The organism is Candidatus Eisenbacteria bacterium (assembly GCA_005893275.1).
Classification (GTDB): domain Bacteria; phylum Eisenbacteria; class RBG-16-71-46; order SZUA-252; family SZUA-252; genus WS-7.
The window spans coordinates 17103-35212 of sequence record VBOW01000001.1 but is presented as its reverse complement, the minus strand read 5'-3'; the positions used below and the strand labels follow the sequence as shown (position 1 = coordinate 35212).

10 protein-coding genes are annotated in these 18110 nt (G+C 64.7%); 4 read left to right on the top strand and 6 right to left on the bottom strand.

What is annotated here, in order from left to right; all coding sequences use genetic code 11:
- Nucleotides 1-83 precede the first annotated feature (83 nt).
- From E6K76_00140 to E6K76_00125, 4 genes are all read left to right on the top strand, one after another.
- The gene (locus E6K76_00140) at nt 84-2690 is read left to right on the top strand and encodes a hypothetical protein (GenBank protein ID TMQ61038.1); all 2607 of its coding nucleotides are present in this window, start codon (nt 84-86) and stop codon (nt 2688-2690) included.
- Nucleotides 2691-2792: 102 nt separating this feature from the next.
- Nucleotides 2793-4691 carry an asparagine synthase (glutamine-hydrolyzing) gene (gene asnB / locus E6K76_00135; GenBank protein ID TMQ61037.1) on the top strand — a complete coding sequence of 633 codons (1899 nt, stop codon included), beginning with the start codon at nt 2793-2795 and terminating at the stop codon, nt 4689-4691.
- Nucleotides 4484-5911, top strand: coding sequence for a glycosyltransferase family 4 protein (locus E6K76_00130; protein TMQ61036.1), 1428 nt, complete (start codon nt 4484-4486; stop codon nt 5909-5911). The genes asnB and E6K76_00130 overlap by 208 nt, the downstream gene beginning before the upstream one ends.
- Nucleotides 5908-7152: a glycosyltransferase, exosortase A system-associated gene (locus E6K76_00125; GenBank protein TMQ61035.1), complete on the top strand. Its 1245-nt coding sequence runs from the start codon at nt 5908-5910 to the stop codon at nt 7150-7152. Before E6K76_00130 ends, E6K76_00125 begins: the two co-directional genes overlap by 4 nt.
- Nucleotides 7153-7935: 783 nt before the next feature.
- On the opposite strand, the gene E6K76_00120 is transcribed toward E6K76_00125, so the two are convergent.
- From E6K76_00120 to E6K76_00095, 6 genes are read right to left on the bottom strand one after another with little or no spacing between them, the layout of a single operon-like run.
- A complete protein-coding gene (locus tag E6K76_00120) occupies nt 7936-9414 on the bottom strand; it encodes a hypothetical protein (GenBank protein TMQ61034.1) in 1479 nt (492 codons plus the stop codon).
- A complete protein-coding gene (locus E6K76_00115) occupies nt 9414-10928 on the bottom strand; it encodes a polysaccharide biosynthesis protein (GenBank protein TMQ61033.1) in 1515 nt (504 codons plus the stop codon). Before E6K76_00115 ends, E6K76_00120 begins: the two co-directional genes overlap by 1 nt.
- On the bottom strand, nt 10925-13525 hold the full coding sequence (locus E6K76_00110) for a hypothetical protein (protein ID TMQ61032.1): 2601 nt from the start codon (nt 13523-13525) through the stop codon (nt 10925-10927). Before E6K76_00110 ends, E6K76_00115 begins: the two co-directional genes overlap by 4 nt.
- Complete coding sequence (locus E6K76_00105) at nt 13357-15624, bottom strand: glycosyltransferase (protein TMQ61031.1); 2268 nt, start codon at nt 15622-15624, stop codon at nt 13357-13359. The genes E6K76_00110 and E6K76_00105 overlap by 169 nt, the downstream gene beginning before the upstream one ends.
- Complete coding sequence (locus E6K76_00100; GenBank protein TMQ61030.1) at nt 15609-16793, bottom strand: GNAT family N-acetyltransferase; 1185 nt, start codon at nt 16791-16793, stop codon at nt 15609-15611. The genes E6K76_00105 and E6K76_00100 overlap by 16 nt, the downstream gene beginning before the upstream one ends.
- A complete protein-coding gene (locus tag E6K76_00095; GenBank protein ID TMQ61029.1) occupies nt 16780-18081 on the bottom strand; it encodes a GNAT family N-acetyltransferase in 1302 nt (433 codons plus the stop codon). The genes E6K76_00100 and E6K76_00095 overlap by 14 nt, the downstream gene beginning before the upstream one ends.
- Nucleotides 18082-18110: the final 29 nt, after the last annotated feature.

Genomic DNA, 18110 nt, shown 5'->3' with positions numbered 1-18110 from the left:
AACCCTTCGATCCTTGCTGGCACTGTTTCTGCTCGCTTCCTTGCGTTTGCTTAGGACCGAATCCGCGCCGGGGGAGGAAATCTTTGAGATCTCGCGCTCGTGCGACAGCGCTTCTCTGTGCCGTTCTCTTCTCGAGCTTCCCCCGGGCGCTCATGGCCCAGGATAGCGAGGCTCCCCTGTCGGTGACCCTCCGGGTTCCGGAAACCGCGGGGGTGACGCGCGCGAACGAGCCCGTGACCTCGGGGGTCCCGATCCCACGCTCGGCAAACCTGCTCTCGACATCGGGCCTTGGTGTCTTCGACGGTGGTGTGGAGCTTCCGTCACAGTTTCGCGTGCTGGCCCGATGGGACGGGTCCCCTAGTGATGGGAGCCGGCCGATCAAATGGCTCCTGGTCGACACGCAGGTCGGTGTGAGCCCGTACTCCGTGAAGTCGCTGCAGCTCAGGACGGGCGGCTCCGGGGGCTCGGGTTCGCCGCTCGCCGTCCAAGCAGGCGGAATCGTGACCGTCGTGACGGGGCCGCTCAAGTTCACGGTGGACCAGGGCCGCTTTCAGCTTCTCAGCGGCGTTTGGTACGACCCCCTCGGGCGATTCGCATCCCCAATCCTCTCCCCGGGAGGTGCCCTCGGCGGCTTCGTTCAGTCGGGATCCTCCATCTATTCCACGGCGAGCGACACGCCCTCCGAATTCGCGATCGAAGAGAACGGACCTCTCCGGGCGGTGATCAAGATCAAGGGAAGGCACCGGAGCGGCTCCACGCCCTCGCTGGGCTACGTGGCTCGGATTTATGCCTACAAGGACAAGAGCTACGTTCGGATCGTGTACTCCTACTACAACGGAAATTTGGCGAGCGATTTTCAAAACAGCAGCAGCAATCCCGCGGACGACATCGATTACTCCAGCGTGTGGATGAACCTAGGCCTGACCATGGTGGGTCCCAAGCGATTCATCATGGGCAAGGAGGCGGGCGCCTCCGTCAGCGGCACGCTCTCGACCGGCGGCTCCGTCTGGATCAATGCGAATAACGCCGACGACGCGTCCTCGCTCGTATATACGCTCAACAATCAAGGAACGACCTCCACGGTCTCGAGGCGCGCCGAGGGCTGGGCGGATCTGTCGGATGTGGCCGGTGGGCTCACGGTCGCGGATCGGTGGTTCTGGCAGCGCTATGAGAAGCGCCTCACCGTGAGCGACGGGGGCTCCATCCGGCTGGATCTCTCCGAGAATGACAAGCTCCGCGAGGCGCAAGGTCTGAGCGACGACGTGACGGTGTATTTCCACGGCCCCAACGTGCCTGAAGCATCCATCACCCCGATCGTCTTCGGTTTCGCCAAGAACCCTCTGTACGCGAAGGCCAGCTCGAATTGGTACCGGCAGAGCGGCGCCTTCGCTCCCCTTCCGCCGGTATCTCCGCTCCGCTATCCGAACTGCGGGAATGACGTGACCTGCCTGATGGATTACGACCTCGACGCGAACTTTTCCCAGACCCTCCAGTTCCGGGAGGCGAATCTCCTGTACGGCGGGCTCAACTTCGGGGGTTTCCTCGACCGGAACACGATGCCGCTGGGATCGTCGCGGGATGCGGACCTGGAGCACGGGGTCAACTATTACGACGGCGTCTACGTCATCGCGCACAATTTCGTGAGGCGGGCCGACGTGGAGGGTGGATCGGGAGACGGTCTCGCGTGGCTCGGCCTGCTCACCGAGGCCGCGCGCCATTACATGGAGACCGAGGCCTACCACGTCTATCCGGACAATCCCTACGATGATGGGGGTGTGGATCGGACGAACTACAACGGTCTCTCCCCAGCATACGAAGGGTATTATCGCGACAACGTGCATGTGGAGCACTGTTGGGGATCGGGGCTCTTCTACTACTACTACCTCACGGGAGACGAGCGGGCGCGGGAACGAGCCCTGGAAGGCGCCACCTCCCTGCTCACGAACGACTACGTGTTGTCGGGGGGCGGCTCCGCGCTGAGCGCCGGCGGCGTATGGCTGGGCCGGCTCTGCGGGCAGTCCTTGGACTGGCTCGCGCATGCGTACGAGCTCACGAGAGACCCGGCGTACGCCGCCAGGCTGACCACGGCCATGAATGCCTTCGCGGACAATATCGCGGGTCGATCCAACTTCCGCGACGTGGGGATGCGGCAGGTGGTCGGCGTCCTGCTGCCGGCCATGTTCCGCGCCTGGGACATCACGGGCCGGACGCGCGCGACCTGGGCCAACGCGATCACCACCGTGGCCAACTGGACGATGAAGGAGGACCGGAATCCTTCGACGGGCCAGATCGAGGGAAACGGTTACTACGGTGATTTCCTGGGCTATGCGGGATATCAGGCCTCCGGTGAGTGCACCGGTCGCGTCTGGTTCCTCAACGTGGCCGGCACGTCCCAGACATTCGAGAATCACTGGGCGTGCTATCCCCAGACGAATCTGGAGCTGATGGGAGGTCTCTGGGCGGCGGCGCAGGTCTCCGGGAGCACGACCTACCGGGATTTCCTCCTACCCCTCTACAAGAATCGATTGCAGGACCTCGCCGACGAATCGGTCCCAGGGAGATCTGGATTCGTGGGCTTTGGGCGAGCGACACAATCGTTGCGCAACGCCATCCATCTAAATACAATGATGCGCATGGCGCCCACGGATAGCATTCTGCCTTCGCCCGTAACCAACCTCCGAGTGAGATAGACGGCACGGACCCGCCGGGGCCTCCGAGGGCACCGCTCGCCCTCTGACGCGAGGTGCTGATCGCGGGCGAACGCCCGCCACTCCGAGCTCCAACGAAACCCCATGTGCGGTATTGCGGGCATCTTTTGCATCGACGCCTCTCGTGCGGTCGATCCGGATCAAATCGACCGGATGTCCGCCGTGCTCCGGCATCGGGGCCCCGACGAGGGGTCACGCTACGTCTCCGGGCCGGTCGGGCTGGGGCACCGGCGTCTGAAGATCATTGATCTGAAGACCGGAAGCCAACCGATGCTGAGCGAGGACGGGGCCCTCGCCGTCGTATTCAACGGCGAGATCTACAACTTCCGTTCGCTTCGCGATCAGCTCGCAGCCCGGGGATATCGGTTCCGGACGACGAGCGACACCGAAACGATCCTCTACGCCTACGACGCCTTCGGCGAAGACTGCGTGCGACACCTGCGCGGTATGTTTGCCTTCGCGATCTGGAACGCGCGCAGCTCGGAGCTGTTCTTGGCGCGCGACCGGTTGGGAATCAAGCCTTTGTATTACTCCTGGGACGGATCCCGCTTTGCGTTTGGATCGGAGATCAAGGCCGTCCTGGAGGCCGAGAAGCATCCTCGTCGAATCGATCTCGAGGCGGTCGACGACTATCTCACCTACCTCTACGTTCCCAGCCCGAAGACGATTTTCCGCGACGTTCGAAAGCTCGCCCCGGCGGAAAGGCTGACCGTATCGGCCCGGGGACTCCGGGCCTCCACCTACTGGGACGTGACCTTCGAGTCCGGCGACGGCAGGAGCGAGTCCGACTACGTCGAAGAATTGGTGGAGCGGGTACGGGATTCGGTGCGGGCCCACCTGGTGAGCGACGTTCCGGTCGGGGCGTTCCTCTCGGGCGGGATCGATTCCAGCGCCGTGGTCGCGTTCATCTCGGAAATCCTGGGTCGACCGGTCATCACGTCCTCGATCGGCTTCGGGGAGCGGGCTTACGACGAGCTCCCGTACGCGCGGCGTATGGCGCAGCTGGTTCATGCGGATGCCTACGAAAAGATCGTCCGGGCCGATGCGGTCGCGATCCTGGACTCCCTGGTCTGGCACTACGACGAGCCGTTCGCCGACTCGTCGATGGTGCCGACGTACTATGTATCGCAGGTGGCCCGGGAGCGCGCGACCGTTGCCCTTTCGGGGGACGGCGGGGACGAGGCGTTCGCCGGTTACGAGCGGTACCGATTCGATCTCTTCGAGAACCGGGTTCGCGGATGGCTTCCCGCGTCGATCCGCGGGCCTTTATTCGGGATTCTGGGCGGGATCTATCCCAAGGCGGATTGGCTTCCCCGGCCGCTCCGCGGCAAGACGCTCCTCACTTCCCTCTCCCTCACCGGGGAGCGGGGCTACTTCCGGACCATGACGTGGATGGATGAGCGTCTTCGCGCGAAGATCTATCGGCCGGAGCTCCGCCGCGCCCTCCAAGGGTACGACCCGTTCACCGTACTCGAGCCCCACTTCGCCCGGAGCGTGGGATGGGATCCGCTTTCGCGCATCCAGTACGTGGACATGAAGACCTACCTGCCGGACGATATCCTCACCAAGGTGGATCGCGCGAGCATGGCTCACTCGCTGGAGGTCCGGGTGCCGCTCCTGGATCACGAGGTGATTGAATTCGCGGCGCAGATCCCGCCGGGGCTCCGGATCCGAGGCGGACAGGGAAAGTATATTTTCAAGAAGGCCCTGTCGGGCCGCCTGCCGCGGGAAATATTGTATCGGCGGAAGATGGGCTTCTCCGTTCCGCTTGCGGCGTGGTTCCGAGGCCCGCTCCGGCCGGTTTTCGAAGGGCACGTGTTGGACGAGGGAGCGTTCGTCTCGCAGCTGTTGGATCCGGTCGGAGTTCGATCCCTTTGGAGCGGGCACCAGCGCGGGACGCACAACTTCGCGACCCAGCTTTGGGCGCTGCTGGTCCTCGAGTGCTGGGGCCGCCGCTTCGCGTCTTCGACGCCGAACGCGTGAGAATTCTCACCTTCACTTCCCTGTACCCGAGCTCCGTGCGCCCCCGACACGGCGTCTTCATCCAGGAGCGAATCTCGCAGCTTGCGCGCCACACCGGCCACACCGTCCAGGTGGTCGCGCCGGTTCCCTACTTCCCGCCCCTGCGCTGGACGCACCGCTGGGAGCTTACGCAAGTCCCAAGACTCGAGCGCTTGTCCGGGCTGGAAGTGCACCATCCGCGGTATTTCATGACGCCCAAGGTCGGCATGTTCTCCTACGGCTGGCTCATGTACCGGGGAACACGCCGTCTCGTCACGGAGCTCCACCGCCGCGCGCCGTTCGATTTGATCGACGCACACTACGTATTCCCGGATGGATACGCCGCGCTGCGCATCGGGAAAGACCTGGGTCTTCCGGTGGTCTTGTCCGCGCGTGGAACCGATATTCACACCTATCCCAGGCTTCGATCGATACGCGGAATCCTCCGCCGCTGCCTCACGCAGGCGGATCGCCTGATCGCCGTGTCCGCCGCGCTCAAGCGCCAGATGTGCGAGCTCGGCGCCGCTGCGGACCGCGTGGATGTCATTCCCAACGGAGTCGACGCCCTGAAGTTTCACCCTTGGTGCCGCACGGCCGCTCGGGAGCGCCTAGGCGTCCCGTCGGGGCCCGTGCTTCTGTCGGCGGGCAACCTGACCAGGAACAAGGGATTCGACATCCTGATCCGTGCCATGCAGGAGCTGCGGCGCTCTTTTCCAGGAATCTCTCTCGTCATCCTGGGCGAAGGTCCGGCTCGTGGTGAGCTCGAGGCGCTGATTCAGCGGCTCGAGCTTCAAGGTGTCGCGATGCTCCGAGGGGCCCAGGACCAGGCGACGCTCCCCCTCTGGTACAGCGCGGCGGATCTCTTCTGCCTTGCGAGCGCCCAGGAGGGCTGCCCCAACGTGATCCTCGAGTCGATCTCCTGCGGGACCCCGGTCGTAGCCAGCCGCGCGGGCGGGATTCCTGAGATCGTCGATTCCGGGTCGGTCGGGATTCTGGCTGAGCGGACGACGCCAGATTTCATCCGCGCGATTTCCCTGGGGCTCGGCAGGGTGTGGGACCGGGCGAGCATCGCGGAGACCGCGTCGGCGCGCGGGTGGGACCGGGTCTCGGAGGCGTTGGTCCGCACGTTCGATGCCGCGCTTCAGAGTCGGAACGAGGCGCGCCGCGGGCGCGATGCCGCGGGGGGCGGCCGCCGCCGATGACCATCCTCCACGTCCTGGACCAGAGCCTCCCCGTGCATAGCGGCTACACATTCCGAAGCCGGAACATATTCCTGGCCCAGCGGCGCATGGGCTGGAATCCCGTGGCCGTGACCTCGTCCCGGCACGAGGCCGATTCGAACCCCGGCGGTCCGTCCGAGCAAATCGACGGCATCACGCACTACCGCACCGGCGGCATCCCCCGATCCGCAATTCCCGGTCTGTACGAGCTGAAGCTGATTCGGCGGCTCGCCCATAGAATCATCGAGGTCGCGCGAATCGAGCGCCCGGCCCTGATCCATGCCCATTCTCCGGTATTGACCGCCCTCGCGGCAGCGCGGGCGGCACGAGCCCTCCGGCTGCCCTGGGTCTACGAGATCCGAGCCTTCTGGGAGGATGCCGCCGTCGATCACGGGACCTACGCGGAAAACTCCCTGAAGTATCGAATGGTCCGCTGGCTGGAATCCTGGATTTGCCGGCGGGCCCGTGCGGTGGCGGTGCTGTGCGAGGGCATCCGGGCCGAGCTGGTCTCCCGCGGGATCCCTTCGGGCAAGCTCACGGTCGTGCCCAACGCGGTCAACCTCGAGGAGCTTCGCCCGGTCCCCAGGGATGCTGCGCTTCAGGAGGAATGGGGCCTCACCGGCCGCCGCGTCGTGGGATTCATCGGCTCCTTCTACCGCTACGAAGGACTCGACCTCCTGCTCGATGCCTTTTGGCGTGTGGGCGCCCGGGCCGAGGACATTGTCCTTCTCCTCGTGGGAGGGGGCGAGACCGAATCCCCCCTCCGCGAGCAGGCACGGCGTCTCGGCATCGAGGATCGAGTGATCTTCCTTGGAAGGGTTCCGCTCGACGTGATTCCGCGCGTGTATGCCGCGGCCGATGTGCTCGCCTATCCGCGCTACTCCATGCGATTGACCGAGCTTGTCACGCCGCTCAAGCCCCTCGAAGCGATGGCCATGGAGAGACCGCTCGTGGCCAGCGACGTCGGCGGGCACCGGGAGCTGATTCAAGACGGGCGGACGGGGATCCTCTTCCCCGCGGGAGATGCCGCGGCCCTAGCCCGCGCGCTCGGTCGCGTTCTCGAGGACGATCGGCTCCGGGCGACTCTGGTCCGCGAAGGGGCTGCGTGGGTGGCCCGCGAGCGTTCCTGGAACCGCACCGTCGAGCGGTACAGACAAGTCTATGGGAGCGTCTGCGAGCGGTTCGGGAACCACGGTCTGCGTGGAGATCTCAAGTCGTGCTGAACGTGTTGATCACGGTGGACACCGAGGTGTGGCCCTACACCCCCCACTGGCGGGAGACACGGCTCGGCGAGGAGATGGACTGCTACATCTGGGGAGCGACGACGAAGGGTTCTTACGGTTTGCCCTATCAGACAGCGCTCCTTCGCGAGCACGGTCTCAGGGCTGTTTTCTTCGTGGAATCGCTCTTCGCGTGCGTCGTCGGCATCGAGAGGCTTCAGCAGATCGTGGAGATCCTTCGAAGCGCTGGGCAGGAGATGCAGCTCCACATCCACACGGAGTGGCTGGCGCGGATGGAGAGGTCACCGCTCGGGGCTCATTTCGGTCCGAATATGAAGGACTTTTCGGTCGCCGAGCAGGAGATCCTCATCACCCTGGGCAGGGAGAACCTGGCGCGATGCGGCGTCACCGGAACGCGGGCCTTTCGTGCCGGCAACTTCGGGGCGAACCACGATACCCTCAGGGCCCTGTCCGCGCGCGGGATGCAGATGGATACGAGTCATAATATCGCCTTTGTCGGATCGGGGTGCTCGATCGAGGTGGATCCCCTCCTGGTTCAGCCTCGGCGTCTGCACGGGATCGAGGAATACCCGGTCTCCTGCTTCCGCGACTTCCCAGGGCACTGGAGGCCGGCTCAGCTCTGCGCCTGTTCCTCTCCCGAGCTCGAGGCCGCGCTGCTCGCCGCATGGGAACAAGGATGGCACTCCTTCGTCATCGTCTTCCACAGCTTCGAGCTGCTGCAACGCGAGCGCCGGCCGGGGAAAAAACCCAGGCCGGCACGAATCGTCATCCACCGATTCGAGAACCTCTGCCGGTTTCTGGCCCGGCACCCGGACAAGTTCCGAACGGTTGGATTCGACGACATTGCTTCTCCGGACTGGAGGCTGACGGACCAGGCAACGCCGCTTCGCTCCCCGGTGACCCGCACGGCACGCCGGATGGTCGAGCAGGCGATCGGCCGCTTCTGGTAGACGTCCCGGCTCTTTGCACGGCCAACGCGGCGGGAGCCGTCCCCCTTGCCTCCGCCGACGGCTGACGCGCGGCGACCCATGCGAGCGCCTCGGCGAATGCCAGGAACCACCAGAGCGGGTCTTTGTGAAAATTGCTGTCGAAGAAGGACTGTCCGAGAAAAGCGCCAAGCCCGGTCAGGACCGCGGACCGGATCTGCCATAGACTCGGTTCCGCTTGGTCGCCGGAGGACGGCGGGTCCCGCCCGACCCGGTTCAGCTTCCGGAACGCCCCGAGGAGCATGCAGAAGAATACGATCAGCGTCGGGAAGCCTCCCTCGGCCAGGACTTGAAGGTACGTGTTGTGCGCCTCGAGCCCCTCGCCGGTCGTTTTGGCTCTGGAGGTCGTGTACATGGGGCTCACCAGAACGAAATTCTGGAGCCCGATCCCGGTGAGCGGGTACTTCCGAGCCAGATCCAGAGCGCCCCGCCATACCTCCAGCCGGCTACGGGCGGACTCGTCCTCCTCGTACGATGTTATGGAACGCATCCGGCTCCAGTACACCTCCGACCCTGCGAAGAGCAGAAATCCGGCGAGAACGACCGTCAGAATCGTGGCGGTCCCCTTCCTCGAGCTCTGAAGCAGGTAGAGCAGGACCAGCACCACGAAACCAACCAGACCCCCGCGGGAACCGGTCAGCATGAACACCCAGAGCCAGAGGGGCACCAGCGCGCGTGCCAGCCACTTGAACTTCGATCGGGATTCAAACGCCTCGAAGAGCAAGTGCGGGAGCGTCAAGAGCAGCATGGCCGACATGTAGTTGGCCCCGCTTCCCTGCCCGCCTACCCTTTCCACCCGCGGCGCGCCCGTTGTGACGTAAAAGTAGATCGCGGACTTGATGAGCCACAGGACTCCTCCGACCGTGCTCCAGAGAAGGAGGTAGAGCCTCCGGGGCGAGTCGGCCACGAGCACGATCAGGAGCCACATCACGGCCAGCTTCGCAAAATCGGAGGTCTGTTGAAAGCTCGCGGCCGGCGAGATGAGAGCCGAAAAGCTCGAGTTCACCATGCATCCGAGGAGAAGCATCGGCCATAGAGAGCCGGTCGGAAGCCTGAACCTTGTCTTTCCTAGGATCACGGTCAGGAGCATGGCGCCCGTGATGACCAGGCTGGGACTCAGGGCCGAGGGCATGCCCCATACCTCGGGGCGTATGAAATAGATCAAAATGAGGATCACCGCCCCGACGAACGGAGTGATGAGCGTGAGAATGACGCCGACCGGTGTAAGCGCCATCAGAAAGAGCAATCGCAGGGACATCAGCGCTCCTGTGTGGCGTGATCGAGGATTCGCAGGAGTGGGCGCGGAACACGAAGCCGCTCGAAAACCTGCCGGAGAAAGGCGCGGTCTTCATGGGTGAGAAGCTTCAAGCGCAGGGCCGCAAAGAGGTAGACCGCCGAGAACAAGACCCCCGCCCCTCCGAGACGCGCCATCAGAGGAAGCGGCGCCCAGAGGGCCGGATAAGCCGCGGCCGCGCTCGCCATCGATACCCCCAAAATGCGCCCCATCTCCTGCCACGGGAATAGGTGCCGATAGGAAACGCCCGTGAGGCGCCGAACCCAACCCATCGAGTACCACCCGTTCAGATACGTCGCGGCGACGATGGCGATCGCCGGTCCAAGGAGGCCGAGGGGCCGGATGAGGACGAGGCTCAGCCCGAGGCTCACGATCAGGGAGATGGCCGAGGCTCGCAGCGTGATGTCGGTTCTTCCGAGGGACTCGGGTATGATGCTGAAGCTCACGACGGTCTGGAGGAGCAGGACGAGGAGAACTCGGAACACCGGGACGCTCTCCAGGTAGGCGGACGTGTAAAGCACCTCGATCACGGGACCCGCAAAGAGCATCAGAAACGCGAACAGCGGGTTCACGATCAACGACTGCTTTCGAACCGATTCCCTCCACACGGCGACGATGTCGGCATGACGCCCCTCCGACCCCGCGCGCGAGAATTCCTCGCGAAGGATCGGCCGGATCGCCTTGTTGAAAATAGAGGACACCGGAAATTGGATGCTTCCTACCGTGTAGACCGCGTATTGGGTCGCGGTGAGTCCGCCCGCGGCCACGGCCCGGTTGGCGTATTGGCCCAGCGTGCCGATGGCGTTGGAGACGCCGAGAGGGGCCGCGTACCGTACCTGGGCGGAAATCAACCCGGGCCGCGGGCGGAGGTCCTGCCAACGAACCTTTCGCGTTAGGAAGCCAAGCGTCAGGGCGTACTTCAAGGCCATGAGAGCGGCGAGCCCGATGAAGATCCCTGGCAGCCCGAATCCGAAGTGCACCGCAAGCAGGACCGCCGGATATCGGAGAAGCGCCTCCAACAGCCCCGCCAGGACGGCCCATCGAATGTGGTCGAAGAGCACGAGGTACGGAAAGAGCACATCTCCGGCGATGAAGAAAAAAAGATAGAGGCTGTAGGCCCGCAGGACGGGCGATGCCCCGGGGTTGTGGAACAGCCCGGCGATCGGACCCGATCCGGAATAAAGCAGAGCCGCCGCCACGAGGCCCAGGCAGAAGAACCCGGCAATGCTCTGGGCGATCAGGGTTGGTCTCCGCGCGGGCTCCAGGCTGGCGTGGAAATAGTAGATGCTTGCCGCGATACCGGCCGTGAAGATCGGATAGAGAATATTCCCCATGAGCGTGGCCTGGTTGTAAATCCCAAAGAGCTCCTTGCTCAGGATCCGCGTCAAAATCAGCGGCATGAAGAACAGCGCGAGGATGTTCAGCGCGTTCCCACCCGCGAGCACACCCGCCCGCTCCGTCAGAGTCCGCCGCATCACGCGCCGCGCCCCCCCACGGCCGGGGCTTCGAGAATCCGAACGGTCCCCGCCGAGCCGTCGACGACGACGACTTCGCCCGTCCGGATGTGCCGTGTCGCCCCGTGGATCCCGAGAACCGCGGGAATTCCGTACTCCCGGGCGAGATTGGCGCCGTGGGAGAGCAAGGAGCCCTCGTCCGTGACCAGCCCAGCCGCCATGGCCAGGAAGGGGGTGTAGTACGGGCGCACCTTGGGGCAGACCAAGATCTCCCCCTGCCGAAGCTCCGGGAGGCGGACGGGATCCAGGACGACGCGGGCGGGCCCACGGGCGACCCCCGCGCTCGCCCCGTTTCCGCGCAGCGCCCCGTCCTCTCCCGCGATGGAGGCGGTTCGGGGCGCAGGTTTTGCCCCCAGCTCGTAGGGCGGCGTGAGCCTTCGATTCCGTTTGAATTCCTCGCGCCGGTCCCTGACGACGCGTGTGAGATTGGACGGATCCCAAACCCCCGCGAGGTCTCTGACTTCTTCATAACGAAGGAAAAAAACTTCTTCCGGTTGGAGAAGAACGCCCCTTGCGACAAGCTCCTTCCCGATCGCCAAGAGGACTTGTCGAATCGCGGCCACGCCGCGATAGAACATGTGGTTGTGGTCCTCGCGAATGGGGAAATAGCGCCAGGCATAGGTCACGAGCGCGCGTAGGAGCGCGCGGCGGACCGGATCCAGTCGCCGGGACCAAAGCGCAAGCAATTCGTGCCTTCGCCGCGTCTGAAAGGCGAGGCGCTCGATTGTGGCGCGGCTCGATCCCGTCTCCACCATCTTGCGCAGGACCGTCAACACCGTGGAGGGATCCTCTCTCCATCCAGGATCTTTGGGATTTCCCTCCGCCCAGGTGTAATCGAAATCGCGATAGAACGCGTCCCAGCGTTCCAGAAAGCGGTGCCCGTCCGCGCGGGCGCTGAAGCGGCGTCTCAATTCGTCCCAATCCCTCGAGCCCGCAAGCTCCCGTGCAAGACCTGACTCGGTCAGCTCCTGGCAAAACCCCGCCAGGGTCCGATCTCGCGCCAGAGTGGCATTCGCGAGCCCTCCGAAAATATCCAGCGCCTCCGTGGGCTCCTCGCTCAGGCCGCTCGCCAGGACGAGACGGCGCACGAGCCGCGGGAAAAGATTCGACAGGCTCCCGGGCGCGACCGAACGCCGCTGGAACTCGAGGTACGCTTCCACCAGGGCGTCCACACCGGCGCAGAGGGCCGGGAGATGTCGTTCCCGCTCGGCGCCCTCCACCTGCTTTGCTATGACGGTCCGGTAGCTTGGCTCCAGCTGTCGATAGTACTCCCGGTCGAGAGAAGGAATGCGAGCCAGGAGCCGGATGTGCTTGTAGAGCGACCACGGGAGCAGAAGCCAGCTCCAACGGGGAGTCACCTTCCGATCGTAGAGGTATCCATGCACGACCCGCTGGTGGTGCCGGACGACCCGCCCCAGAGTCCTTTGTATGGCGTCCTCGTAGATCGGGTTCTTGATGGACTCCAAGGAGAGACCGAAAGGGGAAAAGAGGCCGACGAAGGCCAGCTTCCAGACCCGGCTCGAATGCTCTTCGGGCGCCGGGAAGTACGGAGGGAGTGCGGTGATCGGTCGCGCCTGGAGGACGAAGATCCCATCCTGCCCCAGCGTCCACTCCACATCCTGCGGCCCGCGCATCAAGTCCTCGACTCGGTTCGCGATGTCGACGAGCGCCCGGAGCTCCTTCTCAGAGAGAAGGTCCGCCGACCCGCTCGATGCTCGTTCGACGCGTGCATCGCGGCCGAGAATCCACTCGCTCGCGGAAGCGTCGCCCGACACCAAGGCCTCGCCGGCACCGGGCACCGCGTTGATGCAGATCTGGAAGGGATTTCCGGTGAGCGGATTCGCGGTGAAGATGACCCCCGAGACGCGCCCGCGCATCTGAACCTGGACCAGAACCGCCATGGACGCGTCGCCGACGGGATAGCCCATCCGCTCGCAGTACGCCAGCGCCTCGGGGCTCCAGGCCGACGCCCAGCACTCACGAATCGCGTCGACCAGTCCGGAGAAGTCGGTGACCCCCAGAGACGTATGGTAGACGCCCGAAAAACTGTGGTGGGCGCTGTCTTCAAAAACGGCGGACGAGCGAACCACGAGGGCCGGATCGGGCCTGTTTCGAGCGCGAAGGAGTGAATAGGCTCCCTCCAGGCGCTCCAAGAGCTGCGCCGGGAGCGGCTCCTTCCGAAGCGCATCCTGTACCTCTCGCGCGTGGGTCGTTGCCTGAAGCGAGCGTCCCGAAGCCTGCTTCACGCGCTCCAGCGCCGCGCGCGCGGCCTCCACGGTGACGCAGAAGCCGTCGGGGACAAGGAGCTGGGCCCGCCGGAGATCACCCAGGCGAGCCGCCTTGCCTCCAACAATGCGGGGATCGCAACCCGGAAGTTCTTTGAGCCACAGAATCAGGCGTCGATCCTCTGTGAGATCAGTCCCTCTGCGAGTTTTCGGATTGGATTGAAGACTCCCTGCACCTCGGCATCGAATAGGCTGCGCGAGAATCGCGTCCGGGTGGATGCGAATCCCGCGTCCATCCTCTTCAGCCGGTAGAGGTCCTGTCCCGGGCCATTCCACCCCCCCTCGGTGGTCACCGCGGCCTCGATTCCGGCTTCGCGGAGCGCGGGAAGAACCGAAGGCGAGAAGCGTCCGCTGGGGTAGGCAAAGAGCGTCACTCGGGCCCCCAGACGCTCGGTGATCGTCCGGACGCTGCCGCCGATCTCGCGTCGCGTCGTCAGCGGGTCCGTCTCGTCGAGGAATTCGTGTGCTTCCGTGTGGGCGCCGAACTCCGCGCCGGAGGCGCGCATTTCCTGGACCTGCGCCCAGGTCATCATGATGTTGGGACGATCCCCATCCACGCGCGGCTGCGGGATTCCGAGCCGTTCCAGCACGCTCGTCCGTCCCTCGCGCGGAGTCCCGTTGAGCGCTCGAACCAGCCGGAGGCACACGGTCTGCGCGGACGCTCCATGATCGAGGGCCGAAAGAATTTCGCCCACGGGCTTCGGGAGCCGGACGAGATCGACCGCCTTGGCCGCAGCTCCCCCCGTGGCGAGACGCTCCACGACCGCGGCGACTTCATCCCACCACAGAACGAGCTCTCGATCCACGGCGCGGGTGACGAGGAAGAACGTCGCGGGTAGCCCGCACCGCTCCAGAATGGGCCATGCGTGTTCGTAGTTGTCGGCGTAGCCGTCGTCAAAGGTAAGCGCGACCGCCCCCTCGGGAAGATCACCCGTTTGGAGGGAACGGATCGCGCGTCCTAACGGCAGGACGTTGTATCGCCGCGAGAGGTGCCACATCTGAGCTTCGAAGAGATCCTTAGCAAGGACCATTCCCGGGAATGGGTACCGGAGCGCCTCCGACAGGGGGAGGACCCGATGGTAGGCAAGAATGATCAGCCGCGGCGGTGTCCGCGGACTCCTGGGCGGTCGCCGCCGCGCACGACAGAGGACGCCCGCCGCCGCCAGCCGCAGCCGCTCCGCGATGGGAGCGTGTCGCTCGAGGGACCGTCGTTGCCACACGCTGGTGTAGAGCTCCGCGTAGGCACGAATCATTCCATCGAGGGAGTGGTGGGTCTCCACGATTCGCCGGGCCTCGCGACCCATCTCCGCGCTCAGGTTCGGGTCCCCCAGGAGTCGCTCCAGACGGTCCGCCATCGAGGCCGGGTCTCCCGGCGGAACCAGATAGCCCGTTCGACCGTCGCGAACGAGCTCCGGGTTGCCGCCCACGGCCGTCGCCACCACCGGAAGCCGGGAGGCCATCGCCTCGAGAATGGTGTTCGACATTCCCTCGAAGCGCGATGAGTTAACGTAGACCGCGCTCATTCGAAGAATCGGGGGAATCTCCCGCCGGAGGCCGGCGAACAGAACGGTGCTCCGGATTCCCAGGGCGGCTGTCTGGGACTCCAGACCCGCGCGCTCTCCTTTCCCGACGAGGAGCAGGCGGCATTCCGGGCGGCGCTGGTGCACCCTCGCGAAGGCCTCGAGAAGCGTCGCGTGATCCTTGATGGGTTCAATCCGGCCGATGTTCAGGATGACGCGGTGGGACGGCTCGAGATTGAATTCACGCCGGAGGGAATCGCAATCGTAGTCGGACCCGAAGGCGGCCAAGTCCACTCCGTTGGGGATGGAGGTGATCCGTTCCCCTGGAAGCAGCCACCGATTGATCATCTCCATGCGGAGATTCTCCGACACGGTCACAAGGTGACGCGCCCGCTGCGCCAGGAGGCGTCTCCGGCCCAGACGCTCGGCTGGAACCTCCAGCTCGTCGCGGCCGTGCTCGCCATGGATCACGACGGGAGTCCTGGCGAGGTAGGCGGCGGCGAGGGCGTAGAAGCACGTCAGCCAATTGTGAGAATGGAGGATATCGATCCGCTGGCGTTGAAGAAGCTCGGCCAGGCGAGGCACCACCCGAAAATCCTCGCCCGGCCCCCTGTCGAGCTGGAAGCTCGGGATACGGCTATGGAGAATCTCCCGCGCCCCGTCTCCCTCGAAGCGGATGCTGCAGACGCTCGGCTCAAACAGGGTGGGGTCCAGCCCGTTGCAGATCTTGATCACCCCGTATTCCAGGCCTGCGACCCCCAGGGCATTCACTACGTGCATCACTCGAAGCGGCCGACGCGAGGCGGCGTCCCGCCGCGGTCCCCGTTCGGACCCCGTGGCTACGATCGCGTCCATCTCTGGCTACCCGGATCTTTGGACGCCGCTCGAGCGGATCGTCGGCGGAGGCTCCTCCATGCGGCGGGGAGCATGAATCTGGTCGCCCGCGCAAGGACGGCCCGCGGGCCCGACCCGAAGAAAAATACCCGCGTCTGCGGAACAAGACCGGTGGCCCAGCGACGCTTGTACTCGTGGTCTCCGTGGGAGACCACGGTATGCACACCGGCGTCCGGGAGCGTTCTCAAGATTTCATGTAACAGATACGTGCCGGGAGAGAGGTTCTCGAATCTCGAGTCGAAGGAGATGTTGAAATCATAGTAAACACCTCGCTCGACAACCCCCACGAGAAACGCGGCGTCTTCTCCATCGATTGTCAGAATGCCGATGTCGATCATCCCCCGCTCCGCAAAGCGACGGACCGACTCGTCGAAAAAACCGCGGTGCCGTGGAGAAGGCGGTCCCATTCGGGCCTTCCAGCTGCGTTCCTGGATCCGGAACACGCGCTCCAGGTATTCGGGCAACGCTCCGATCGGCTGAGGCGGGAGAAAGCGATCCAGGCCCGGCACGCCCGCGGACTCCACCTTGGACCTGTGCCGTCTCAGATTCCGCCGGAAGTTGTTGGTCATGGAACGGCAATACGCTTCGAATCCGCCACGCAGGTCGACAGTCGCATAGGCATAGCTCTTCGTGATCGCCGGAAATCCGACGCGAGCCGCCGCGTCGCGAAGCTCTCCCAGTATCCTGGACTGGGGCTCGAATCCTCCGAAACAAAGAACGTCGAACTTCCTCCGCTGCGCGAGGGCCTCCAGCAGGGCGCCCGCCGGTCGCGGAGCGTTTTCCTCCGCAAGGAACTCCCCCGCATCCCACTGGTGCCCGGCGAAATCAACGCGGCGGAGCGGGACCTTCCCCAGCGATCCGTTCCACATCACGAGGGGTGCCAGCCCGACCAGCCGGCCGCCCGCGCACGCGGTTCCCAGGAGGGGAGTCCATCCGGAGCCGCAGAAATGGCGGTACCAGGGAATGACGAAATCCGGACCCGCGAAAATCATCCGGGATCCCACGCACTTTTCGAGGCTTCGCCAAGCGGGTTCGAGCGCCTCGATGTGCTCGAGTCGGTCGTACCAATCCACCTCGACCGAAACGGGGTCGTGAGGCTCGGAAGTCAACGCCGATTCATAGCGAGACATCGGCACCCTGGCGGCGCAGCACCTTTTTCACGATCGTTCGTAGACTCCGGTCCAGCCTCTCCGCCTCCAATCGGAACGCGGCGCCCCAGCGGCCGGGGGTGACGGCCGTCAGGCACGAAGTCGTTCTCGAGGATTTGGTCCATTCGAGCTTGTAGCCCTCCCCTCCGCGCAGGAAATCAGCCTCCCGGAGGCCTTCTCGTACGGCGTCTTCCAGGCAGAGCCCGATCAACGCCACACCCGGACTGTATTGAGTTTGTTTGAGACGCGGGTCCGGAGTAAGCGGATCGAAGCCGACCTGATACAGGAAAAAGGTGTCCCGAAAGCGAAGCGCGTATTGGAACGCGATCGGGCGGCGATCGACGCGGAGCTCGAAGAGACGAATCCTGCCGCGGCGCGCGAGGGCAGGAACGGCCTCCGCGTGAAAAGCGCGAACGCGGGGATCCCAGAAGTTCCCGCGGAGCCGCCGGGCGGCCCAGCGCTTCGCGTGGAGATCGAAGAGGGTCGGCAACGCGGACTTCATTTCCTCCACGGTTTCGAGGGGAACGAGGTCCGCTCCGATCTCACGAAGCTTTTGAATCTTGCGTTTGACGTTTCCCCTCATATTCGGTCCCAAGCACTTCGGGAGCGCCTCCGCCGTGGGTGGAAGGGTCAAATAGGGGCAGACCTCCGAGTTGGACAGGACCGTTCGGTAGCCCGCCTGCTCGCACAGGGGCCTGAGATGCCGCAGAACCAGGGACGACTCGAGCAGGTCCGTGAGCCGGAGCCAGTCCCAATTCTTCCCCTCCCCCATGAGGGCATGCCACACCGCCGCCAGAACATCTTCCTCGCGTGCCGGGTCCGCGATCACGTCCAAGTATTCCGAGCTGACCCGCTCCGTTCCCAGAAAGGAAACCACCCGGACCGAAGGAATCCTCCCCCGGCGCTCGAGGCAGAACGGCGCGATCCCCACAAGCTGCCCCGCGGGATCCCGGACGAGGATCAGAGCGAGCTCTCGCCCGCCTCCGAACTGGCGCCACCAGGCATAGAGCCATCCCCAGCTCAAGAACACGGAATGGGATCGACTCCGCTCCAGGAGCCCGTCCCATTCGTCCGCCAGAAGGGAAAATTCCTCGGTGCTTCGGCATAGGCTCGCAACAAGACTCGTAGGAGGGCGTGTCGCCCGCGCAAACCCATCTCGGCCCCCGATCTCCTTCTTGAGGCTCCTCGATGCCGGTTCGATCACTTCGTCCTCGGGATCTTTTCGGCGCAGCGCCGTTTTCGCGGTCGTTCGCAGGCTCCGGTTCAGCATCTCCGCTTCCAATCGGAACGTGGCGCTCC

Excerpts from the sequence above, each read along its gene's own strand:
- asnB (TMQ61037.1), top strand. The coding sequence starts at position 2,793 with ATGTGCGGTATTGCGGGCATCTTTTGCATCGACGCCTCTCGTGCGGTC.
- E6K76_00125 (TMQ61035.1), top strand. The coding sequence starts at position 5,908 with ATGACCATCCTCCACGTCCTGGACCAGAGCCTCCCCGTGCATAGCGGC.
- E6K76_00120 (TMQ61034.1), bottom strand. The coding sequence starts at position 9,414 with ATGTCCCTGCGATTGCTCTTTCTGATGGCGCTTACACCGGTCGGCGTC.
- E6K76_00105 (TMQ61031.1), bottom strand. The coding sequence starts at position 15,624 with ATGGACGCGATCGTAGCCACGGGGTCCGAACGGGGACCGCGGCGGGAC.
- E6K76_00100 (TMQ61030.1), bottom strand. The coding sequence starts at position 16,793 with ATGTCTCGCTATGAATCGGCGTTGACTTCCGAGCCTCACGACCCCGTT.
- E6K76_00095 (TMQ61029.1), bottom strand. The coding sequence starts at position 18,081 with ATGCTGAACCGGAGCCTGCGAACGACCGCGAAAACGGCGCTGCGCCGA.